This is a genomic window from Mesorhizobium sp. M0074 (genome assembly GCF_040322975.1).
Classification (GTDB): domain Bacteria; phylum Pseudomonadota; class Alphaproteobacteria; order Rhizobiales; family Rhizobiaceae; genus Mesorhizobium.
On the sequence record NZ_JAMYUM010000001.1, the window covers coordinates 571528 to 586211 of the forward strand.

Below are 14684 nucleotides of genomic sequence, written 5' to 3' on the forward strand. Positions count from 1 at the left end.
CTGCCGCATCTCAGAGCGCCGACAATTTGAGCTCGATCCGCTCGGCCGGGAAGCGCGACTCCGAAAACTGTATCGGCTGACCGTCGGGCGTGACGTTGACGGCGACCGTCACCAGCACGATGGCGCCGGGCTGCAGCTCGAGGTCCGCAAGGTCGGCGGCATCGGCATGGCGCGCCGACAGCACAGTCGATTGCCTGAGATAGTCGTCGATGCCGAAACGTGCCAGCGATGCGGTGATCGAACCGGTTTCCGCCATGGCGGCATCGATGCCGGCAAAGCGCCTGGCATCGAACCAGCCGGCCGCACGAGACACCGGCATTCCATCGGCTTCGCCGCGCGTTTCCAGGCGTATCACATCGGCCCCCGTCGCAAGGCCTAAGCCCTCTGCGACACGACGGTTGGCCGGCTCGATCGATGACGCGAGCAAGGTGATATGCCGCTCGGACGCCTGTCCTTGCAATCCCTCGGAAAAGCGGGTGCGGGCGCCGATCGGATAAGACAGCCGCTTGCGCGACAGCACGAAGGTGCCGCGCCCTTGCTCCGCCCTGAGCACGCCCTCCTGCACCAGCGCTGCGATAGCGCTGCGCACCGTGTGGCGGTTGACGCCATAGCGTCCGGCCAACGCGATCTCCGGCGGCAGCGCCGCATTTTCGGGAAAATCGCCGACGGCAATCGAATGCAGGATCTGATCGGCGATCTGCCGCCACAGCGCGACACCGCTGCGCCGCTCGATGCTGTTGGCTTGTCCGATCATCTCCCGCCCCAATTCCTCGCGCCGATCTTTTGGCCCGTGTCACGTGCCCGTCATGGACACGCGCTAGATAATGGATATAATTTGTATAGTTGTCTATATCAATAGACAAAATGAACGCAGACGAGGAGCACCGCCATGCGAGGACGGGAAGCGCGAGAGCAGGCCGAGCGCAAGGCCGTGATGGCGACGCTGGCGCAATCGGCCGGCGACGACATCGTCCGCCTCTGGGACGAAGCCGGCCTGCCTTGCGAAGCGGAACTTCTGCGTGGCCCCGAAACCGGCCTGGTTACGGTACGCGGCCGCATCGGCGGCGGTGGTGCCCCTTTCAATGTCGGCGAGGCGACGGTCACCCGTGCCACGGTGCGGCTTGCGTCCGGCCATGTCGGCCACTGCTACGCGCTCGGCCGCGACAAGCAGAAGGCAAGGCTGGCGGCAATCGCCGATGCGCTGTGGCAGGACCCGGCCCACCGCAATGAGGTCGAGATCAGGATCGTTGCGCCATTGCAGGCGGCACTGGCCAAGGCGCGTGAACAGCGCCGCGCCGAGACGGCGGCGACCAAGGTCGATTTCTTCACCATGGTGCGCGGAGAAGACTGATGGATATCGCCGCTCAATCCATTGAAGGCGGCTTCGCCGATCCGGTATTCAATGCCCAGACCGTATTCCGTGCCGTGATGGACGCGATGGCGCGGCCGGGCAGCGTCCAGCCCTTGCCGGCCCTTGCCCACCCACCGGCGCCGCTGTCGGCCACCGCCGGCGCCGTTGCGCTGGCGCTGTGCGACAACGACACGCCGCTCTGGCTCGACCCGGCTTTGCAGGTGTCGGCGGTGAAATCCTGGCTTGGCTTCCATACCGGCGCGCCGCTGGCCAACACCCCGGCCGACGCGCATTTCGCGCTGATCGCCACGCCGGCCGAGATGATGGCGCTCGACGGGTTTTCGCAAGGCACCCAGGATTATCCCGATCGCTCCACGACGCTGATCCTCGAGGTCGGCGATCTCATCTCCGGCGCTGCGCTGCTGCTCGAAGGCCCGGGCATCGAGAAGACGGCGACGATCGCGCCGGCGCAAATGCCGCGCCATTTCGTCGAGCAATGGAAGCAGAACAACCAGCGTTTTCCGCGTGGCGTCGATATCATCCTCGCCACGTTCGACGCAATTGCCTGCCTGCCGCGCACGACGCGCATCAAGATGATGGAGGCGTAGCATGTATGTTGCGGTAAAGGGTGGCGAGACGGCCATTCGCAATGCTCACAAACTGCTCGCCGACCGCCGGCGCGGCGACCGTTCGGTGCCCGCACTTCGTCTAGACCAGATCGTCGAGCAGCTGGCGCTCGGCGTCGACCGGGTGATGAGCGAAGGTTCGCTCTACGACAGGGAACTGGCGGCATTGGCGATCGTCCAGGCGCGCGGCGACATGATCGAGGCGATCTTCCTGGTTCGCGCCTATCGCACCACGCTGCCGCGTTTCGGCTACACCAGGGCGATCGACACCGGCACGATGCTGGTCGAGCGGCGGGTGTCGGCGACCTACAAGGATCTGCCCGGCGGCCAGTTGCTCGGCCCGACTTTCGACTACACCCACCGGCTGCTCGATCCCGAACTTGCTGCCGGCGGCGATGTCGCCGAGCCGGAACAGCGTGCAGGCGAGGCGGAGGCGATGCCGCGCGTCTCGGCCATCCTCGCCCGCGAAGGCCTGATCGAGCCCGACGGCGACATGCCCGGCGATCATGTCCCCGGCGACATCACCCGTGAGCCGCTCGAATTCCCGATGGCGCGTGACATCCGCCTGCAGGCGCTGTCGCGCGGCGACGAGGGGTTTCTGCTGGCGCTCGGCTATTCCACCCAGCGCGGCTACGCGCGCAACCATCCCTTCGTCGGCGAGGTTCGCATCGGCGAGGTCGAACTGGAACTGGACGTGCCGGAACTGCCCTTTGCCGTGCCGCTCGGCAGCATCCGCGTCACCGAATGCCAGATGGTCAACCAGTTCAAGGGCTCGGCCAAGGCGCCGCCGCAATTCACCCGCGGCTACGGCCTCGTCTTCGGCCAGAGCGAGCGCAAGGCGATGGCCATGGCACTATGCGACCGCGCGCTGCGCGCCTCGGAGTTGGGTGAGGATGTCATCGCCGCCGCGCAGGACGAGGAGTTCGTCATCTCGCATTCCGACAATGTCCAGGCGACCGGCTTCGTCGAGCATCTGAAGCTGCCGCATTATGTCGACTTCCAGGCCGAGCTCGACCTCGTGCGCCGCATACGCACCGAGCACGACGCCCGCGAAAATGCCGGCAAGGACGAAGAGAAGAGGCAGGCAGCGGAATGACTTCAGTTAGCTCCACCACCGTGACCTCCCCCGTCTGGGGAATGGCCTCCGGATCCGCCGTAACCGCTACTGCCGCCAATGGTCTCGCCTTGCGCGCCTTCCCTCGGCTCAGGAAGAACTATTCTTCGAAGCACAAAGGCAACCACCCCGACGAACACCAGCAACAGGATCCCGAGGCGCATCCATCCGGTCGGGGTCATCGGAGCCCAGCCCCTTTTCCGTGTCTTGGAACTCAATTCGGTAGCACAGAGCGGAAGCGATCGCCATGACCGACATCGCCACCTACAACTTCGCCTATCTTGACGAACAGACCAAGCGGATGATCCGTCGGGCGATCCTCAAGGGCATCGCCATTCCTGGCTATCAGGTGCCGTTCGCCTCGCGCGAAATGCCGATGCCCTATGGTTGGGGCACCGGCGGCGTCCAGGTCACCGCTTCGATCATTGGCCCGGACGATGTGCTCAAGGTCATTGACCAGGGCGCCGACGACACCACCAATGCCGTCTCGATCCGCGCCTTCTTCAAGAAGGTCGCCAATGTCGCGGTCACCACCGAGACGGCCAAGGCGACCATCATCCAGACCCGCCACCGCATCCCTGAATATCCGCTGAGTGCCGGTCAGGTGCTGGTCTACCAGGTGCCGATCCCCGAGCCGCTGCGCTTCCTCGAGCCGCGGGAAACGGAGACGCGCAAAATGCATGCGCTGGAGGAATACGGCCTTATGCATGTGAAGCTCTACGAGGACATCGCCAGGCACGGCCGCATCGCCACCACCTACGCCTACCCGGTCAAGGTTGAGGGCCGCTATGTGATGGATCCCTCGCCGACGCCGAAATTCGACAATCCGAAGATGCACCGTTCGCCGGCTTTGCAATTGTTCGGCGCCGGCCGCGAAAAGCGCATCTATGCACTGCCGCCCTTCACGGAGGTGGTCAGCCTCGATTTCGAGGACCATCCGTTCGAGGTGCAGACCTTCGACCAGCCCTGCGCTCTGTGCGCGGCCGAGAACGTCTATCTCGACGAGGTCATCCTCGACGATCATGGCGGCCACATGTTCGTCTGCTCCGATACCGATCATTGCGAGAAGCGGCGCGCGGAAGGCCACCGCGGCCATCTCGCGCCCGAGACCCATCTTGCCCCAGGAAAAATGGAGACGGCGCAATGACAGACGAACCGCTGCTGCGCGTCTCGGCGCTGTCCAAATTCTACGGCTCGCGCGTCGGCTGCGAGAACGTCACTTTTGACCTCTGGCCGGGCGAAGTGCTGGCGGTGGTCGGCGAATCCGGTTCCGGCAAGACGACTTTGCTCAACTGCCTGTCAACTCGACTGCTGCCCAGCTCCGGCACCGCCAGCTACCGGATGCGCGACGGCCAGTTTCGCGAACTCTACCGCATGAGCGAGGCCGAGCGCCGCTTCCTGATGCGCACCGATTGGGGTTTTGTCCATCAGAACCCGGCCGACGGGCTGCGCATGACGGTGTCGGCCGGCGCCAATGTCGGCGAGCGGCTGATGGCGGTCGGCGACCGTCACTATGGCAGGATCCGCGCAACGGCGGTCGACTGGTTGTCTCGTGTCGAGATCGACGAAGACCGCATCGACGACGAGCCGCGCGCCTTTTCCGGAGGCATGCGCCAGCGCCTGCAGATCGCCCGCAACCTCGTCACCGGGCCGCGGCTGGTGTTCATGGACGAGCCAACCGGCGGCCTCGACGTCTCGGTGCAGGCGCGCCTGCTCGATCTGTTGCGCGGCCTGGTCACCGATCTCGGCCTGGCCGCCATCGTCGTCACCCACGATCTCGCCGTGGCGCGGCTGTTGTCGCAGCGCATGATGGTGATGAAGGACGGCCGCGTCGTCGAAAGCGGCCTCACCGACCGCGTCCTCGACGATCCGCGCGCGCCTTATACCCAGTTGCTTGTCTCCTCGATTCTGCAGGTGTGACGATGATTGCTCCGGCGTACCTCCCTCTGGCCTTCCGGCCATCTCCCCCTCAAGGGGGGAGATCAGCAGCTTTTATGTCCCGCCCGTTCTGCGACACAGGAGAATGGCGAAACCGAATGCGACAGCCAATCTCCCCCCCTGAGGGGGAGATGGCAAGTTTTGGCAAAGAGGGCAGGCCAGAGGGGGGTGTTGGCCCGCAGACGAATGACGATTGGAGAACCCTCTGATGGCAACCCCGCTCGTCGTCTCCGATGTCGCCAAGAGCTTCACCATGCATCTGCGCGATGGCATCAAACTGCCTGTCGTCGCCGGCGTGTCGTTTTCGATCAGGAGCGGCGAATGTGCAGTGCTCGGCGGCCCGTCCGGCGCCGGCAAGAGCTCGATCCTGAAGATGCTCTACGGCAACTATGCGGTCGACGAAGGCCAGATCATCGTCCAGCACGAGGACGGGCTCATCGATCTCGCGACGGCCAGCCCTCGCACCGTGCTTGCCGTGCGCCGGCTCACGATCGGCTATGTCAGCCAGTTCCTGCGCACCGTACCGCGCGTCTCCGCCCTCGATGTCGTCGCCGAACCGCTGGTCGAGCGCGGCGAGGAGCGCGAGGTCGCGCACGGCAAGGCACGCGCCTTGCTGGCGCAGCTCAACCTGCCGGAGAAGCTCTGGGCGCTGCCGCCGGCGACGTTCTCCGGCGGTGAACAGCAGCGCGTCAACATCGCGCGCGGCTTCATCACCGAGCATCCGATCCTGCTGCTCGACGAGCCGACCGCTTCGCTCGATGCCAGGAACCGCGACGTGGTGATTGCGCTGGTCGCGGCCAAGAAGGCGGCCGGCGTTGCCCTGCTTGGTATCTTCCACGACCACGACGTGCGCGAGGCGGTGGCCGACCGCGTCATCGACGTGACAGCTTTTGCCGCCGGGAAAATTGCCGCATGACAAGAAAGCTGTCGGAAACGCCGCTGGTCCACGAGACGGCGCAAGTCGAGAACTCGACGCTCGGCCGCTGGACCGAGATCGCCGAGCGCTGCCGGGTGTCGGAAAGCACGCTCGGCGACTATTCCTACATGATGCAGGACTGTGGCGTCTGGTGCGTGACGATCGGCAAATTCGCCAACATCGCCGCCAGCGTGCGCATCAACGCCACCAACCATCCGACCTGGCGGCCGACGCTGCACCATTTCACCTATCGCGCCTCGGATTATTGGGACGACGCCGAGCACGAGAGCGAATTCTTCGCCAAGCGCCGCGCCAAACGCGTCACCATCGGCCACGACACCTGGCTCGGCCACGGCTCGACCATCCTGCCCGGCGTCACCGTCGGCCATGGCGCGGCGGTCGGTGCCGGCGCGGTGGTGTCGAAGGACGTCGCGCCCTACACCGTCGTCGCCGGCGTACCGGCCAAGCCGATCCGCGAACGCTTCGACCGCCGCACCGCGGAGCGCTACCAGGCGCTCGCCTGGTGGGACTGGGACCATGCAAGGCTGCGCGCCGCGCTCGACGATTTTCGGGAATTGTCGGCGGAGGCGTTTCTGGAGAAATATGGCGGCTGAGGGTCGTGAAATGGTGAATGGTGAATGTGAATGGGGGCAGCGGACAGGTTTCGAGGCTCAGGGAAGCCGTTCTTATCACCATTCACCATTCGAGCTTCTCGCGCCGAGTTGATCCCGCCCCGCTCCAGGCTGTGGGCAGTAACAAAACTGACATCGTTCCGACACCGCAGGTTCATGCGGCTGCGCTAGCCAGGGTAAACAGACCTTCAATTGCGATTGGACTGGAGCCTGCACCATGTCAGCTACGCTCGAAATCCGCGGCGTCACCCGCCGGTTCGGCAAGAACACCGCCGTCAGCAATGTTCACATCGCGATTCCGCAAGGCCAGATGGTCGGCATCATTGGCCGCTCCGGCGCCGGCAAATCGACGTTGCTGCGCATGATTAACCGCCTCATCGATCCCAGCCAGGGATCCATCCTGTTCAACGGCGTCGAGGTCTCCGGGTTGCGCGGCTCGCCGCTCCGGCGATGGCAGCGCGACTGCGCCATGATCTTCCAGCAGTTCAATCTCGTGCCGCGCCTCGATGTGCTGACCAATGTGCTGCTCGGCCGGCTCAACCACCGCTCGACGCTGTCCAACCTATTTGGCATGTTCTCCCGCGGTGAATGCGCCGAGGCGGTTGCAGCCCTCGAGCGCCTCGACATCGCCCGCACCGCCCTGCAGCCGGCCGGCACCCTTTCCGGCGGCCAGCAGCAGCGCGTTGCGATTGCGCGCGCCATGATGCAGCAGCCGAAGGTGTTGCTGGCGGATGAGCCGATTGCCTCGCTCGATCCGCTCAACGCCAAGGTGGTGATGGATTCGCTGCAGGACATCAATTTGCGCGAGGGCATCACCGTCATCACAAATCTGCATACGCTGGATACGGCCCGCACCTACTGCAACCGCATCATCGGCATGGCCGCCGGCAAGGTCGTCTTCGACGGCCCGCCCGAAGCCCTCAACCGCGAGGCCGTGCGCATGGTCTACGGCGCCGACAGCAATGGCGGCGAAATCTCCGAGGCCATCACCTCCACCAGTGTCGCCATCAAACAGAAAATCGCTGCATCCGCCGGACCGCTCGAGCCCGCATTCCCGGGATATTGAGAACGGCCTGATCGCCCGCCCGCGTCAAAGGCACCTGTCAAAAAATTCGAACGCTACCGGCGCGAGGCCGGGACCAACAGGAGAGAGATAATGTTCAGGAAGATGGTTTTTGGCGCCGTTTCATTGCTCGCCATCGCGGCAAGCGCCGCTCACGCCCAGGATATCAAGGAATTCCGCATCGGCATCCTTGGCGGTGAAAACGAAGCGGACCGGCTGCGCAACTTTCAGTGCCTCGCCGATCACCTGAAGTCCGAATTCGGCTTCGAGAAGGTCTCGCTGTTCCCGGCCGCCGACTATGACGGCGTTATCCAGGGCCTGCTCGGCGGCACGCTCGATTTCGCAGAGCTTGGCGCGTCGGGCTATGCCAGCGTCTACCTCAAGGATCCGAACGCCGTGACCCCGATCCTCACCACCCAGCAGACCGACGGCGCGACCGGCTATTATTCGATCGGCCTTGCGCTGAAGTCGTCCGGCATCACCGACATCAAGTCGGCCAAGGGCAAGAAACTCGGCTATGCCGACCCGGATTCGACCTCCGGCTACCTGATCCCGCTGACCCAGATCCCGAAGGACACTGGCGCTTCGAACGAAACCTTCTTCGCCTCGACCCAGTTCAATGGCGGCCACGAGAACAACCTTCTCGCGGTTCGCGACGGCAAGGTCGATGTTGCGGTTGACGATTCCTCGGGCATCGGCGACTTCAAGAACGGCTACACCTCCGGCACCTTCCACAAGGAAGTCGCCAAGGGCGCCGTGGACCCCAACGATTTCGTCGAAGTCTGGCGCTCCGGCTCGATCCCGAACGGCCCGCTGGTCGTGCGCACCGCACTCGGCGGCGATATGAGCGCCAAGCTCGCCAACTTCTTCACCAGCCTGCCGGCCAAGGACAAGCCTTGCTTCGAGGCCATCGAAGGCGGCGATTTCACCGGCTACGTTCCGGTGAAGCCGGACTTCTACAGCGTCATCGTCGAAGCCCGCAAAGCCGCGATCGGCGGCTGACGACAATTGCGGAAAGGGCGGCGTCCATTAGAGCGACGTGCGTCCACTTGGACGCACAAAGTACGCTCTAACACTTAGATGCCGCATCGTGCTTTCCGAAAGTCAACTTTCGGGCCGATGCGGTCGCCGCCCTTTTTGCGTGTCCGCTCGTGACCCCGTATGACCTTCGCCGCTACAATTCGTTCAGACGCGGTCCGGCAGGCAGCAGACGCCTGGCGACGCCAGACGTCCTTGCGCCGGTTCTACACGGCGCTCGGCATCGGCTCACTGCTTGTCGCCATGTGCACAGCCATGTGGTTCGCCGACGAGGCCAATGCCGGACATTTCTTCGATCGGCTGCCGCACATACTGGATTTCCTTAGTTGGCTTGTTCCCAAGGACTGGAACGACGTCTGGCGGGCGCTGTTCGACATCGCATCGCCGCACGACAAGGGCAGCCAAGAGTTCAACTTCCCGCTTGGCCGCGTCTATCTCTGGGGCGGCTTTTATCTACCCGAATATTTCGAGCTGATGCTCACCACGCTTAACGTGGCGCTGGTTTCCACTTTCATCGGCTTTGTCTTTGCGGTGCCCTTTTCCTTCATCGCCGCGCGCAACTTGACGCCCAGTCCGGTGCTCAGGCTCGTCGTCAAGCGCTTCATGGAACTGCTTCGCGCCTTCCCCGAGATCGTCATTGCCGGCCTGTTCGCAGCCATCCTCTCGACCGGCCCGGTCGCAGCCATCATCGCCATCGGCCTGCATTCCATCGGCGCTCTCGGCAAGCTCTTCTACGAGATCAACGAAAACATCGACATGCGCGCCGAAGAAGGCCTGCGCGCGGTCGGCGCCAACTGGTTCGAGCGCGTGCGCTTTGCCGGCCTGCCGCAAGTGCTGCCCAATTTCATGTCCTACACGCTGCTCAGGATCGAGATCAATGTGCGTATCTCGACCATTATCGGTGCGGTCGGCGGTGGCGGCATCGGCGAGGAACTGAAGCTCTCCATCTCGCGCGGCTTCGGCGCCAAGACGCTGGCATTGGTGCTGCTGCTGTTCACGACGATCTTCCTCGTCGACCAGTTTTCCGCCTGGCTACGCCGCAAGCTCGTCGGCGAGCAGGCATTCATGATGGGTGCCTGACCATGATCCCAAAAAGTGGATTCCGGTTTTTGGAAAAGATCATGGCAAATCAACAAGAAGACTGCCCATGGCCGCAATGACCGCCGATCAGATGCGGTCGATCGAGGAGCGCTTTCCCCAAGTGTTCCGGCGGCCCTTGTACAAACGCTTCGGCCCGCTGGTCCTGTTCACCGGCATCCTGCTCTATCTCCTCTACGCCTTGTGGTTCTTCAGCCTGCCGCAAGTGCTGAGGGAATCGCACTGGGAGCGCCTGCCGCTCTTCCTGACGCAATGGATCAGCTACGATCTGCAGCCGGAATTCCGTCTCGACCAGCCTCAGATCACACCCAGATATCCGCGTTTTTCGGCGCTCGGCGAAGACCCGCATCCCGATTGGGTCATCACCAACGCCAACGGCTCCTACACCATCCTGATCGACGGCCGGGCCAAATCGGTCACCTTCGACAAGACCGAGGCGACGCTGGTCGCCAATGGCCAGACGGTGCCGGTGTCCTTGGCCAGCGGCAAACCGGTAATATCCGGCCCGGTGCCGGAGTGGATCACCGCGCATGACGATGAGATCGTCGCCAGGATGGGCTTTGCCGGCGAGGTCCGTATAACCGTCGATCGCGTCAAGGTCCGCAAACGCTTCCTCGGCTGGGCGAATTTCGTCTTCGACACACGCTCGCCCTTCTTCGGCAAGTCGCCCGGCGAGGTGGTCTCGTTGCTGATGTCCGGACCCCAGCTCAAGCCGGGCACATCAAACATTGCGCTGGCCGCCGACAATATCTGGAACAACGCCCAATGGCAGCATGGCGACGTCTGGACGAAGCTGTTCCAGACCATCGTCATGGCGTTTCTCGGCACCTTGCTCGGCGGCATCGTTGCCTTCCCGCTCGCCTTCTTCGCCGCCCGCAACATCACCCCGAGCGGCCTGCTTAGCCAGGTGCTAAAGCGGTTCTTCGATTTCATGCGTTCGGTCGACATGCTGATCTGGGCGCTGTTCTTCACCCGCGCCTTCGGCCCGGGCCCGCTTGCCGGCAGCGCCGCGATTTTCTTCACCGAGATCGGCACGCTCGGCAAAGTCTATTCGGAAGGCCTCGAGAACATCGACGACAAGCCACGCGAGGGCATCCAGTCGACCGGCGCCAATGGCTTGCTGGTGCAGCGCTATGGCGTGCTGCCGGAAGTGATCCCGGTCTTCATCAGCCAGACACTCTATCAGTGGGAATCCAACACCAGGGGCGCGACGATCATCGGCGCCGTCGGTGCCGGTGGCATCGGCCTGAAGCTCTGGGAGGCGATGCGCACCAATTCCAACTGGGCCAATGTCTTCTACATGGTGCTCTTGGTCCTGCTCGTCGTTTTCATCTTCGACAGCATTTCCAATTTCCTGCGCCGCCGCTTGAGCAGGACGATCCACGACTACAACCGGATCCAGGCCGGCCAGGGCTGACGGGGGCCTTACGCAGACGTGCGGTTAGGGCGCCTTCCTCCATCCATTCCTGATATGCCTGTAGCCGTCGCGGTAAACAGCTTCCGGGCCTTCGGAAAAGTCGCGCCACACCTTGGTGGCCGCGGCCAAATCCTTCAGCGAACGCCCGAACGCCTCGATCGTCAGCCAATCGTCGTAGCCGCTCTTGCGAATGGCGGAGAAAGTCTCCTTCCAGGGGACGTGGCCGCGGCCCGGCACGCCGCGATCGTTCTCCGAAATATGGATATGGACGATGTTCTTGCGGTTGCGCGTATAGGCCCCGATCGGGTCAGCTTCTTCGATATTGGCATGGAAGGTATCGTACATCGCCTTGACGTGCGGCCGGTCGATCGCGTCGATATGCTCCGACAGATCGTCCATCGTGTTGAGCAGATAACATTCGAAGCGATTGAGCGCCTCCAGCCCGATAGTGACGTTTCTGTTGCCGGCATGATCGCCGATGGCGCGTTGCGAGGCGACCGAGCGCTTTTTCTCGGCCGCCGTCGGCCCGCTGCCGGAAAAGGCGCCAAGCGTCGAATGCAGCGGACCGCTCAAAGTGTTCGCGCCCAGCGCTTGAGCGCAATCAATCGTCGATTTCATGTAGTCGATACCGGCCTTGCGCGTCGAGCCATCCGGCGAGATCAAATTCATCGCCGGATCGCCCATCGCCGAGACGGCGGTGCGTTCCAGCCCGATACGATCGAGCAGCTCGCCGAGCTTCTTGTAGTCGTCCGGCGTGCCGGAGAAGATCGGTATCTCGACGCCGTCGAAGCCGGTCGCCTTGATATCCCTCAACAACGGCTCGTGTTTTTTCGTGACACTGGTCGTCCACAACAACATGCACATGCCGATTTTCATCGACGCCCCTCCCCTTCATTCGCTCGATCGCCGGAGGGGTGGTGAGATTCAGGTCAGGCCGAGCCGAAAATGGTGGGTTCCGAGAACCGGAGCGGAGCGTACTTTTGGTACATGAGCACCGGAAGCGCAGGAAACTGCCATTTGCAGGCCGGTCTCACCTGAATATCACCACCCCTTCAGAGCTTCGTCCACGCTCCATTCTTCTTCGCCGATTTCACGCAGGCCTCGATGAAGGCCATGCCTTCGACGCCGTCTTGCACAGTTGGGAAAACGACATCCTTAGCCGGCTTGCCGCCCTTCCGGCGCGCCGCACGAATGGCCCGCGCGGCTTCCTGGTAGATGTTGGCGAAACCTTCGAGATAGCCTTCCGGATGGCCTGGCGGAACGCGGCTGACGCGCCCGGCGACGGGCAACGCTCCCGCGCCGTTTCGGGTGATCAACTGCTTCGGCTGGCCGAACGGCGTGTACCAGAGATAGTTCGGATCGGCCTGCACCCATTCGAGCCCGCCCTTCGAGCCGTAGATGCGCAATTTCAGGCCGTTCTCGTGGCCGGGCGCCACCTGGCTTGCCCAGATCATGCCCTTGGCGGAGTGCGACCCGCCGACCGGCTTGAAGCGCAGCAGCACATTGATGTTGTCGTCGAGCAGCCGCCCCGGTACGAAGGCATCGAGATCGGCCGACAACGAATCGAGCTCCAGCCCGGAGACGAAACGGGCAAGGTTGTAGGCATGCGTGCCGATATCGCCCAGTGCACCGCCGGCACCCGCCTGCTTCGGGTCGGAGCGCCACGCTGCCTGTTTCTGGCCGGTGGCGGCCAGGTCTTCGGTCAGCCAGTCCTGCGGATATTCCGACTGCACGATGCGGATGTCGCCGAGCTGTCCTTTGGCCACCATCTCGCGTGCCTGCCGCACCATCGGATAGGCGGTGTAGTTATGCGTCAGCACAAACACCTTGCCGGTCTTTTCGACCAGCGCCGCCAGCCTCTTTGCCTCGGCCAGCGTCGTCGCCAGCGGCTTGTCGCAGATGACGTGGATGCCGGCCTCGAGAAAAGCCTTGGCGGCCGGCACGTGCACATTGTTCGGCGTGACGATGGCCACCACCTCGATGCCGTCCGGCCGCTTGGCCTCGGCCTTGGCCATCTCGGCATAGGAGCCGTAGCTGCGTGCCGGATCGAGCCCAAGCTCGGCCGCCGAGGCCTTGGCGCGCTCCGGATTCGACGACAAGGCGCCGGCAACCAGCACGAACTCGTTATCCATGCGCGCCGCGATGCGGTGCACCGCGCCGATAAAGGCGCCTTGTCCGCCGCCAACCATGCCGTAGCGGATCGGACCGCCTCCCGTTTCCGTCTTCGATGCGCCAACCATGATTTTCTCCCTCGTTATCTGAGATACCCCTCCCCCTTGAGGGGAGGGTCGACGCGTAGCACGGGGTGGTCGCCGGGCGTGAAGCTCGGCATGGACCGACCCCACCCGGCCCTCCGGGCCACCCTCCCCTCGGGAGGGATATCTGTGCTAGATCCCCATCATGCCGCGCAGCACCTTTTTATCGGTCGTGCCGCCGGCGAAATCGTCGAATGCTTTTTCCGTCACCCTGATGATGTGGTGCTGGATGAAGGGGGCGCCTTCGGCAGCACCATCCTCCGGGTGCTTGAGGCAGCATTCCCATTCCAGCACCGCCCATGAATCGTAATTGTATTGGGTGAGCTTGGAGAAGATGCCGCCGAAATCCACCTGCCCGTCGCCGAGCGAGCGGAAACGCCCGGCGCGGTTGGTCCAGCTCTGGTAGCCGGAATAGACGCCTTGCCGCCCGGTCGGATTGAATTCGGCATCCTTGACGTGGAACGCCTTGATCCGCTCGTGGTAGATGTCGATGAATTCGAGATAATCGAGCTGCTGCAGCAGGAAGTGCGACGGGTCGTAGTTGATGTTGCAGCGCTTATGGCCGCCGACCGCATCGAGGAACATCTCGAATGTCGCGCCGTCGAACACGTCCTCGCCCGGATGGATTTCGTAGCCGACATCGACGCCGTTCTCGTCATAGACGTCGAGGATCGGCTTCCAGCGCTTGCCCAGCTCGGCAAATGCTTCCTCGATCAGTCCCGCCGGCCGCTGCGGCCATGGGTAGAGGTATGGGAAGGCCAACGCGCCGCAAAACGACACCGACGCCTTGAGCCCGAGATTCTTCGACGCCTTGGCGGCGAACTTCATCTGTTCGACCGCCCATTGCTGCCTGGCTTTTGGATTGTTGTGCACCGCAGCCGGCGCAAAGCCGTCGAACTGCGCGTCATAGGCGGGATGCACCGCCACCAGTTGCCCCTGCAGATGCGTCGACAGTTCGGTGATTTCGACGCCGGCATCGGCGCAGATGCCCTTCACCTCGTCGCAATAGGCCTTGGAGGAGGCTGCCTTCTCGAGATCGAACAATCGGGCGTCCCATGTCGGGATCTGCACGCCCTTGTAGCCCAGACCAGCCGCCCATTTGGTGATCGAGGCCAGCGAATTGAACGGCGCGGCGTCGCCCGCAAACTGCGCCAGGAACAGACCAGGCCCCTTCATCGTCGTCGGCATCGGCATCTCCCTATGTTTCACGACCAAGCATAGCGCCGATTGAAAACA

The 14684-nt window shown here is 63.4% G+C and carries 15 protein-coding genes; 11 read left to right on the forward strand and 4 right to left on the reverse strand.

From position 1 onward, the window contains the following. Nucleotides 1-10 precede the first annotated feature (10 nt). A complete protein-coding gene (gene phnF, locus NKJ73_RS02820; protein ID WP_023675205.1) occupies nt 11-754 on the reverse strand; it encodes a phosphonate metabolism transcriptional regulator PhnF in 744 nt (247 codons plus the stop codon). Between the two features lie 135 nt (nt 755-889). On the opposite strand from phnF, the gene phnG reads away from it, so the two are divergent. The 11 genes from phnG to phnE (NKJ73_RS02875) all read left to right on the forward strand — a co-directional run bounded on the left by phnG (nt 890) and on the right by phnE (NKJ73_RS02875) (nt 11193). Further along, nucleotides 890-1351, forward strand: a complete 462-nt coding sequence (gene phnG, locus NKJ73_RS02825) for a phosphonate C-P lyase system protein PhnG (RefSeq protein ID WP_023675204.1) — start codon at nt 890-892, stop codon at nt 1349-1351. Continuing rightward, nucleotides 1351-1959 (forward strand): phosphonate C-P lyase system protein PhnH, encoded by a 609-nt coding sequence (gene phnH / locus NKJ73_RS02830; RefSeq protein ID WP_023675203.1) that lies wholly within the window; start codon nt 1351-1353, stop codon nt 1957-1959. The genes phnG and phnH overlap by 1 nt, the downstream gene beginning before the upstream one ends. Before the next feature lies 1 nt (nt 1960). Continuing rightward, nucleotides 1961-3073, forward strand: a complete 1113-nt coding sequence (locus NKJ73_RS02835) for a carbon-phosphorus lyase complex subunit (RefSeq protein ID WP_023675202.1) — start codon at nt 1961-1963, stop codon at nt 3071-3073. A gap of 265 nt (nt 3074-3338) precedes the next feature. Next, nucleotides 3339-4238 carry an alpha-D-ribose 1-methylphosphonate 5-phosphate C-P-lyase PhnJ gene (locus NKJ73_RS02840; protein WP_352568276.1) on the forward strand — a complete coding sequence of 300 codons (900 nt, stop codon included), beginning with the start codon at nt 3339-3341 and terminating at the stop codon, nt 4236-4238. Then, nucleotides 4235-5011, forward strand: a complete 777-nt coding sequence (gene phnK, locus NKJ73_RS02845) for a phosphonate C-P lyase system protein PhnK (protein ID WP_140536281.1) — start codon at nt 4235-4237, stop codon at nt 5009-5011. Before NKJ73_RS02840 ends, phnK begins: the two co-directional genes overlap by 4 nt. A gap of 226 nt (nt 5012-5237) precedes the next feature. Further along, nucleotides 5238-5945 carry a phosphonate C-P lyase system protein PhnL gene (phnL, locus tag NKJ73_RS02850; protein ID WP_352568277.1) on the forward strand — a complete coding sequence of 236 codons (708 nt, stop codon included), beginning with the start codon at nt 5238-5240 and terminating at the stop codon, nt 5943-5945. Continuing rightward, nucleotides 5942-6559: a DapH/DapD/GlmU-related protein gene (locus NKJ73_RS02855; RefSeq protein ID WP_352568278.1), complete on the forward strand. Its 618-nt coding sequence runs from the start codon at nt 5942-5944 to the stop codon at nt 6557-6559. The genes phnL and NKJ73_RS02855 overlap by 4 nt, the downstream gene beginning before the upstream one ends. A 235-nt stretch (nt 6560-6794) precedes the next feature. Further along, nucleotides 6795-7643, forward strand: coding sequence for a phosphonate ABC transporter ATP-binding protein (gene phnC, locus NKJ73_RS02860; protein WP_023675197.1), 849 nt, complete (start codon nt 6795-6797; stop codon nt 7641-7643). 90 nt (nt 7644-7733) lie between these two features. Beyond that, on the forward strand, nt 7734-8642 hold the full coding sequence (phnD, locus tag NKJ73_RS02865) for a phosphonate ABC transporter substrate-binding protein (RefSeq protein ID WP_352448387.1): 909 nt from the start codon (nt 7734-7736) through the stop codon (nt 8640-8642). 159 nt (nt 8643-8801) lie between these two features. Next, on the forward strand, nt 8802-9758 hold the full coding sequence (gene phnE, locus NKJ73_RS02870) for a phosphonate ABC transporter, permease protein PhnE (RefSeq protein ID WP_023675195.1): 957 nt from the start codon (nt 8802-8804) through the stop codon (nt 9756-9758). A gap of 67 nt (nt 9759-9825) precedes the next feature. Beyond that, nucleotides 9826-11193: a phosphonate ABC transporter, permease protein PhnE gene (gene phnE, locus NKJ73_RS02875; protein WP_352568279.1), complete on the forward strand. Its 1368-nt coding sequence runs from the start codon at nt 9826-9828 to the stop codon at nt 11191-11193. A 24-nt stretch (nt 11194-11217) separates the two neighbouring features. Here phnE (NKJ73_RS02875) and NKJ73_RS02880 read toward each other — a convergent pair whose 3' ends face one another. From NKJ73_RS02880 to NKJ73_RS02890, 3 genes are all read right to left on the reverse strand, one after another. Then, nucleotides 11218-12069, reverse strand: coding sequence for a sugar phosphate isomerase/epimerase family protein (locus NKJ73_RS02880; protein ID WP_352568281.1), 852 nt, complete (start codon nt 12067-12069; stop codon nt 11218-11220). 176 nt (nt 12070-12245) lie between these two features. Next, the gene (locus NKJ73_RS02885; RefSeq protein ID WP_352568282.1) at nt 12246-13433 is read right to left on the reverse strand and encodes a Gfo/Idh/MocA family protein; all 1188 of its coding nucleotides are present in this window, start codon (nt 13431-13433) and stop codon (nt 12246-12248) included. A 147-nt stretch (nt 13434-13580) separates the two neighbouring features. Further along, the gene (locus NKJ73_RS02890) at nt 13581-14636 is read right to left on the reverse strand and encodes a sugar phosphate isomerase/epimerase family protein (RefSeq protein ID WP_292661180.1); all 1056 of its coding nucleotides are present in this window, start codon (nt 14634-14636) and stop codon (nt 13581-13583) included. Nucleotides 14637-14684: the final 48 nt, after the last annotated feature.

What these genes read in the sequence shown, in the direction of transcription:
- phnE (WP_352568279.1), top strand. Translation starts at nt 9,826, where the DNA reads ATGGCCGCAATGACCGCCGATCAGATGCGGTCGATCGAGGAGCGCTTT.
- phnE (WP_023675195.1), top strand. Translation starts at nt 8,802, where the DNA reads ATGACCTTCGCCGCTACAATTCGTTCAGACGCGGTCCGGCAGGCAGCA.
- phnK (WP_140536281.1), top strand. Translation starts at nt 4,235, where the DNA reads ATGACAGACGAACCGCTGCTGCGCGTCTCGGCGCTGTCCAAATTCTAC.
- NKJ73_RS02885 (WP_352568282.1), bottom strand. Translation starts at nt 13,433, where the DNA reads ATGGTTGGCGCATCGAAGACGGAAACGGGAGGCGGTCCGATCCGCTAC.
- phnC (WP_023675197.1), top strand. Translation starts at nt 6,795, where the DNA reads ATGTCAGCTACGCTCGAAATCCGCGGCGTCACCCGCCGGTTCGGCAAG.
- NKJ73_RS02840 (WP_352568276.1), top strand. Translation starts at nt 3,339, where the DNA reads ATGACCGACATCGCCACCTACAACTTCGCCTATCTTGACGAACAGACC.
- phnG (WP_023675204.1), top strand. Translation starts at nt 890, where the DNA reads ATGCGAGGACGGGAAGCGCGAGAGCAGGCCGAGCGCAAGGCCGTGATG.
- NKJ73_RS02890 (WP_292661180.1), bottom strand. Translation starts at nt 14,636, where the DNA reads ATGCCGACGACGATGAAGGGGCCTGGTCTGTTCCTGGCGCAGTTTGCG.
- phnL (WP_352568277.1), top strand. Translation starts at nt 5,238, where the DNA reads ATGGCAACCCCGCTCGTCGTCTCCGATGTCGCCAAGAGCTTCACCATG.
- NKJ73_RS02855 (WP_352568278.1), top strand. Translation starts at nt 5,942, where the DNA reads ATGACAAGAAAGCTGTCGGAAACGCCGCTGGTCCACGAGACGGCGCAA.
- NKJ73_RS02835 (WP_023675202.1), top strand. Translation starts at nt 1,961, where the DNA reads ATGTATGTTGCGGTAAAGGGTGGCGAGACGGCCATTCGCAATGCTCAC.
- phnD (WP_352448387.1), top strand. Translation starts at nt 7,734, where the DNA reads ATGTTCAGGAAGATGGTTTTTGGCGCCGTTTCATTGCTCGCCATCGCG.
- phnF (WP_023675205.1), bottom strand. Translation starts at nt 754, where the DNA reads ATGATCGGACAAGCCAACAGCATCGAGCGGCGCAGCGGTGTCGCGCTG.
- phnH (WP_023675203.1), top strand. Translation starts at nt 1,351, where the DNA reads ATGGATATCGCCGCTCAATCCATTGAAGGCGGCTTCGCCGATCCGGTA.
- NKJ73_RS02880 (WP_352568281.1), bottom strand. Translation starts at nt 12,069, where the DNA reads ATGAAAATCGGCATGTGCATGTTGTTGTGGACGACCAGTGTCACGAAA.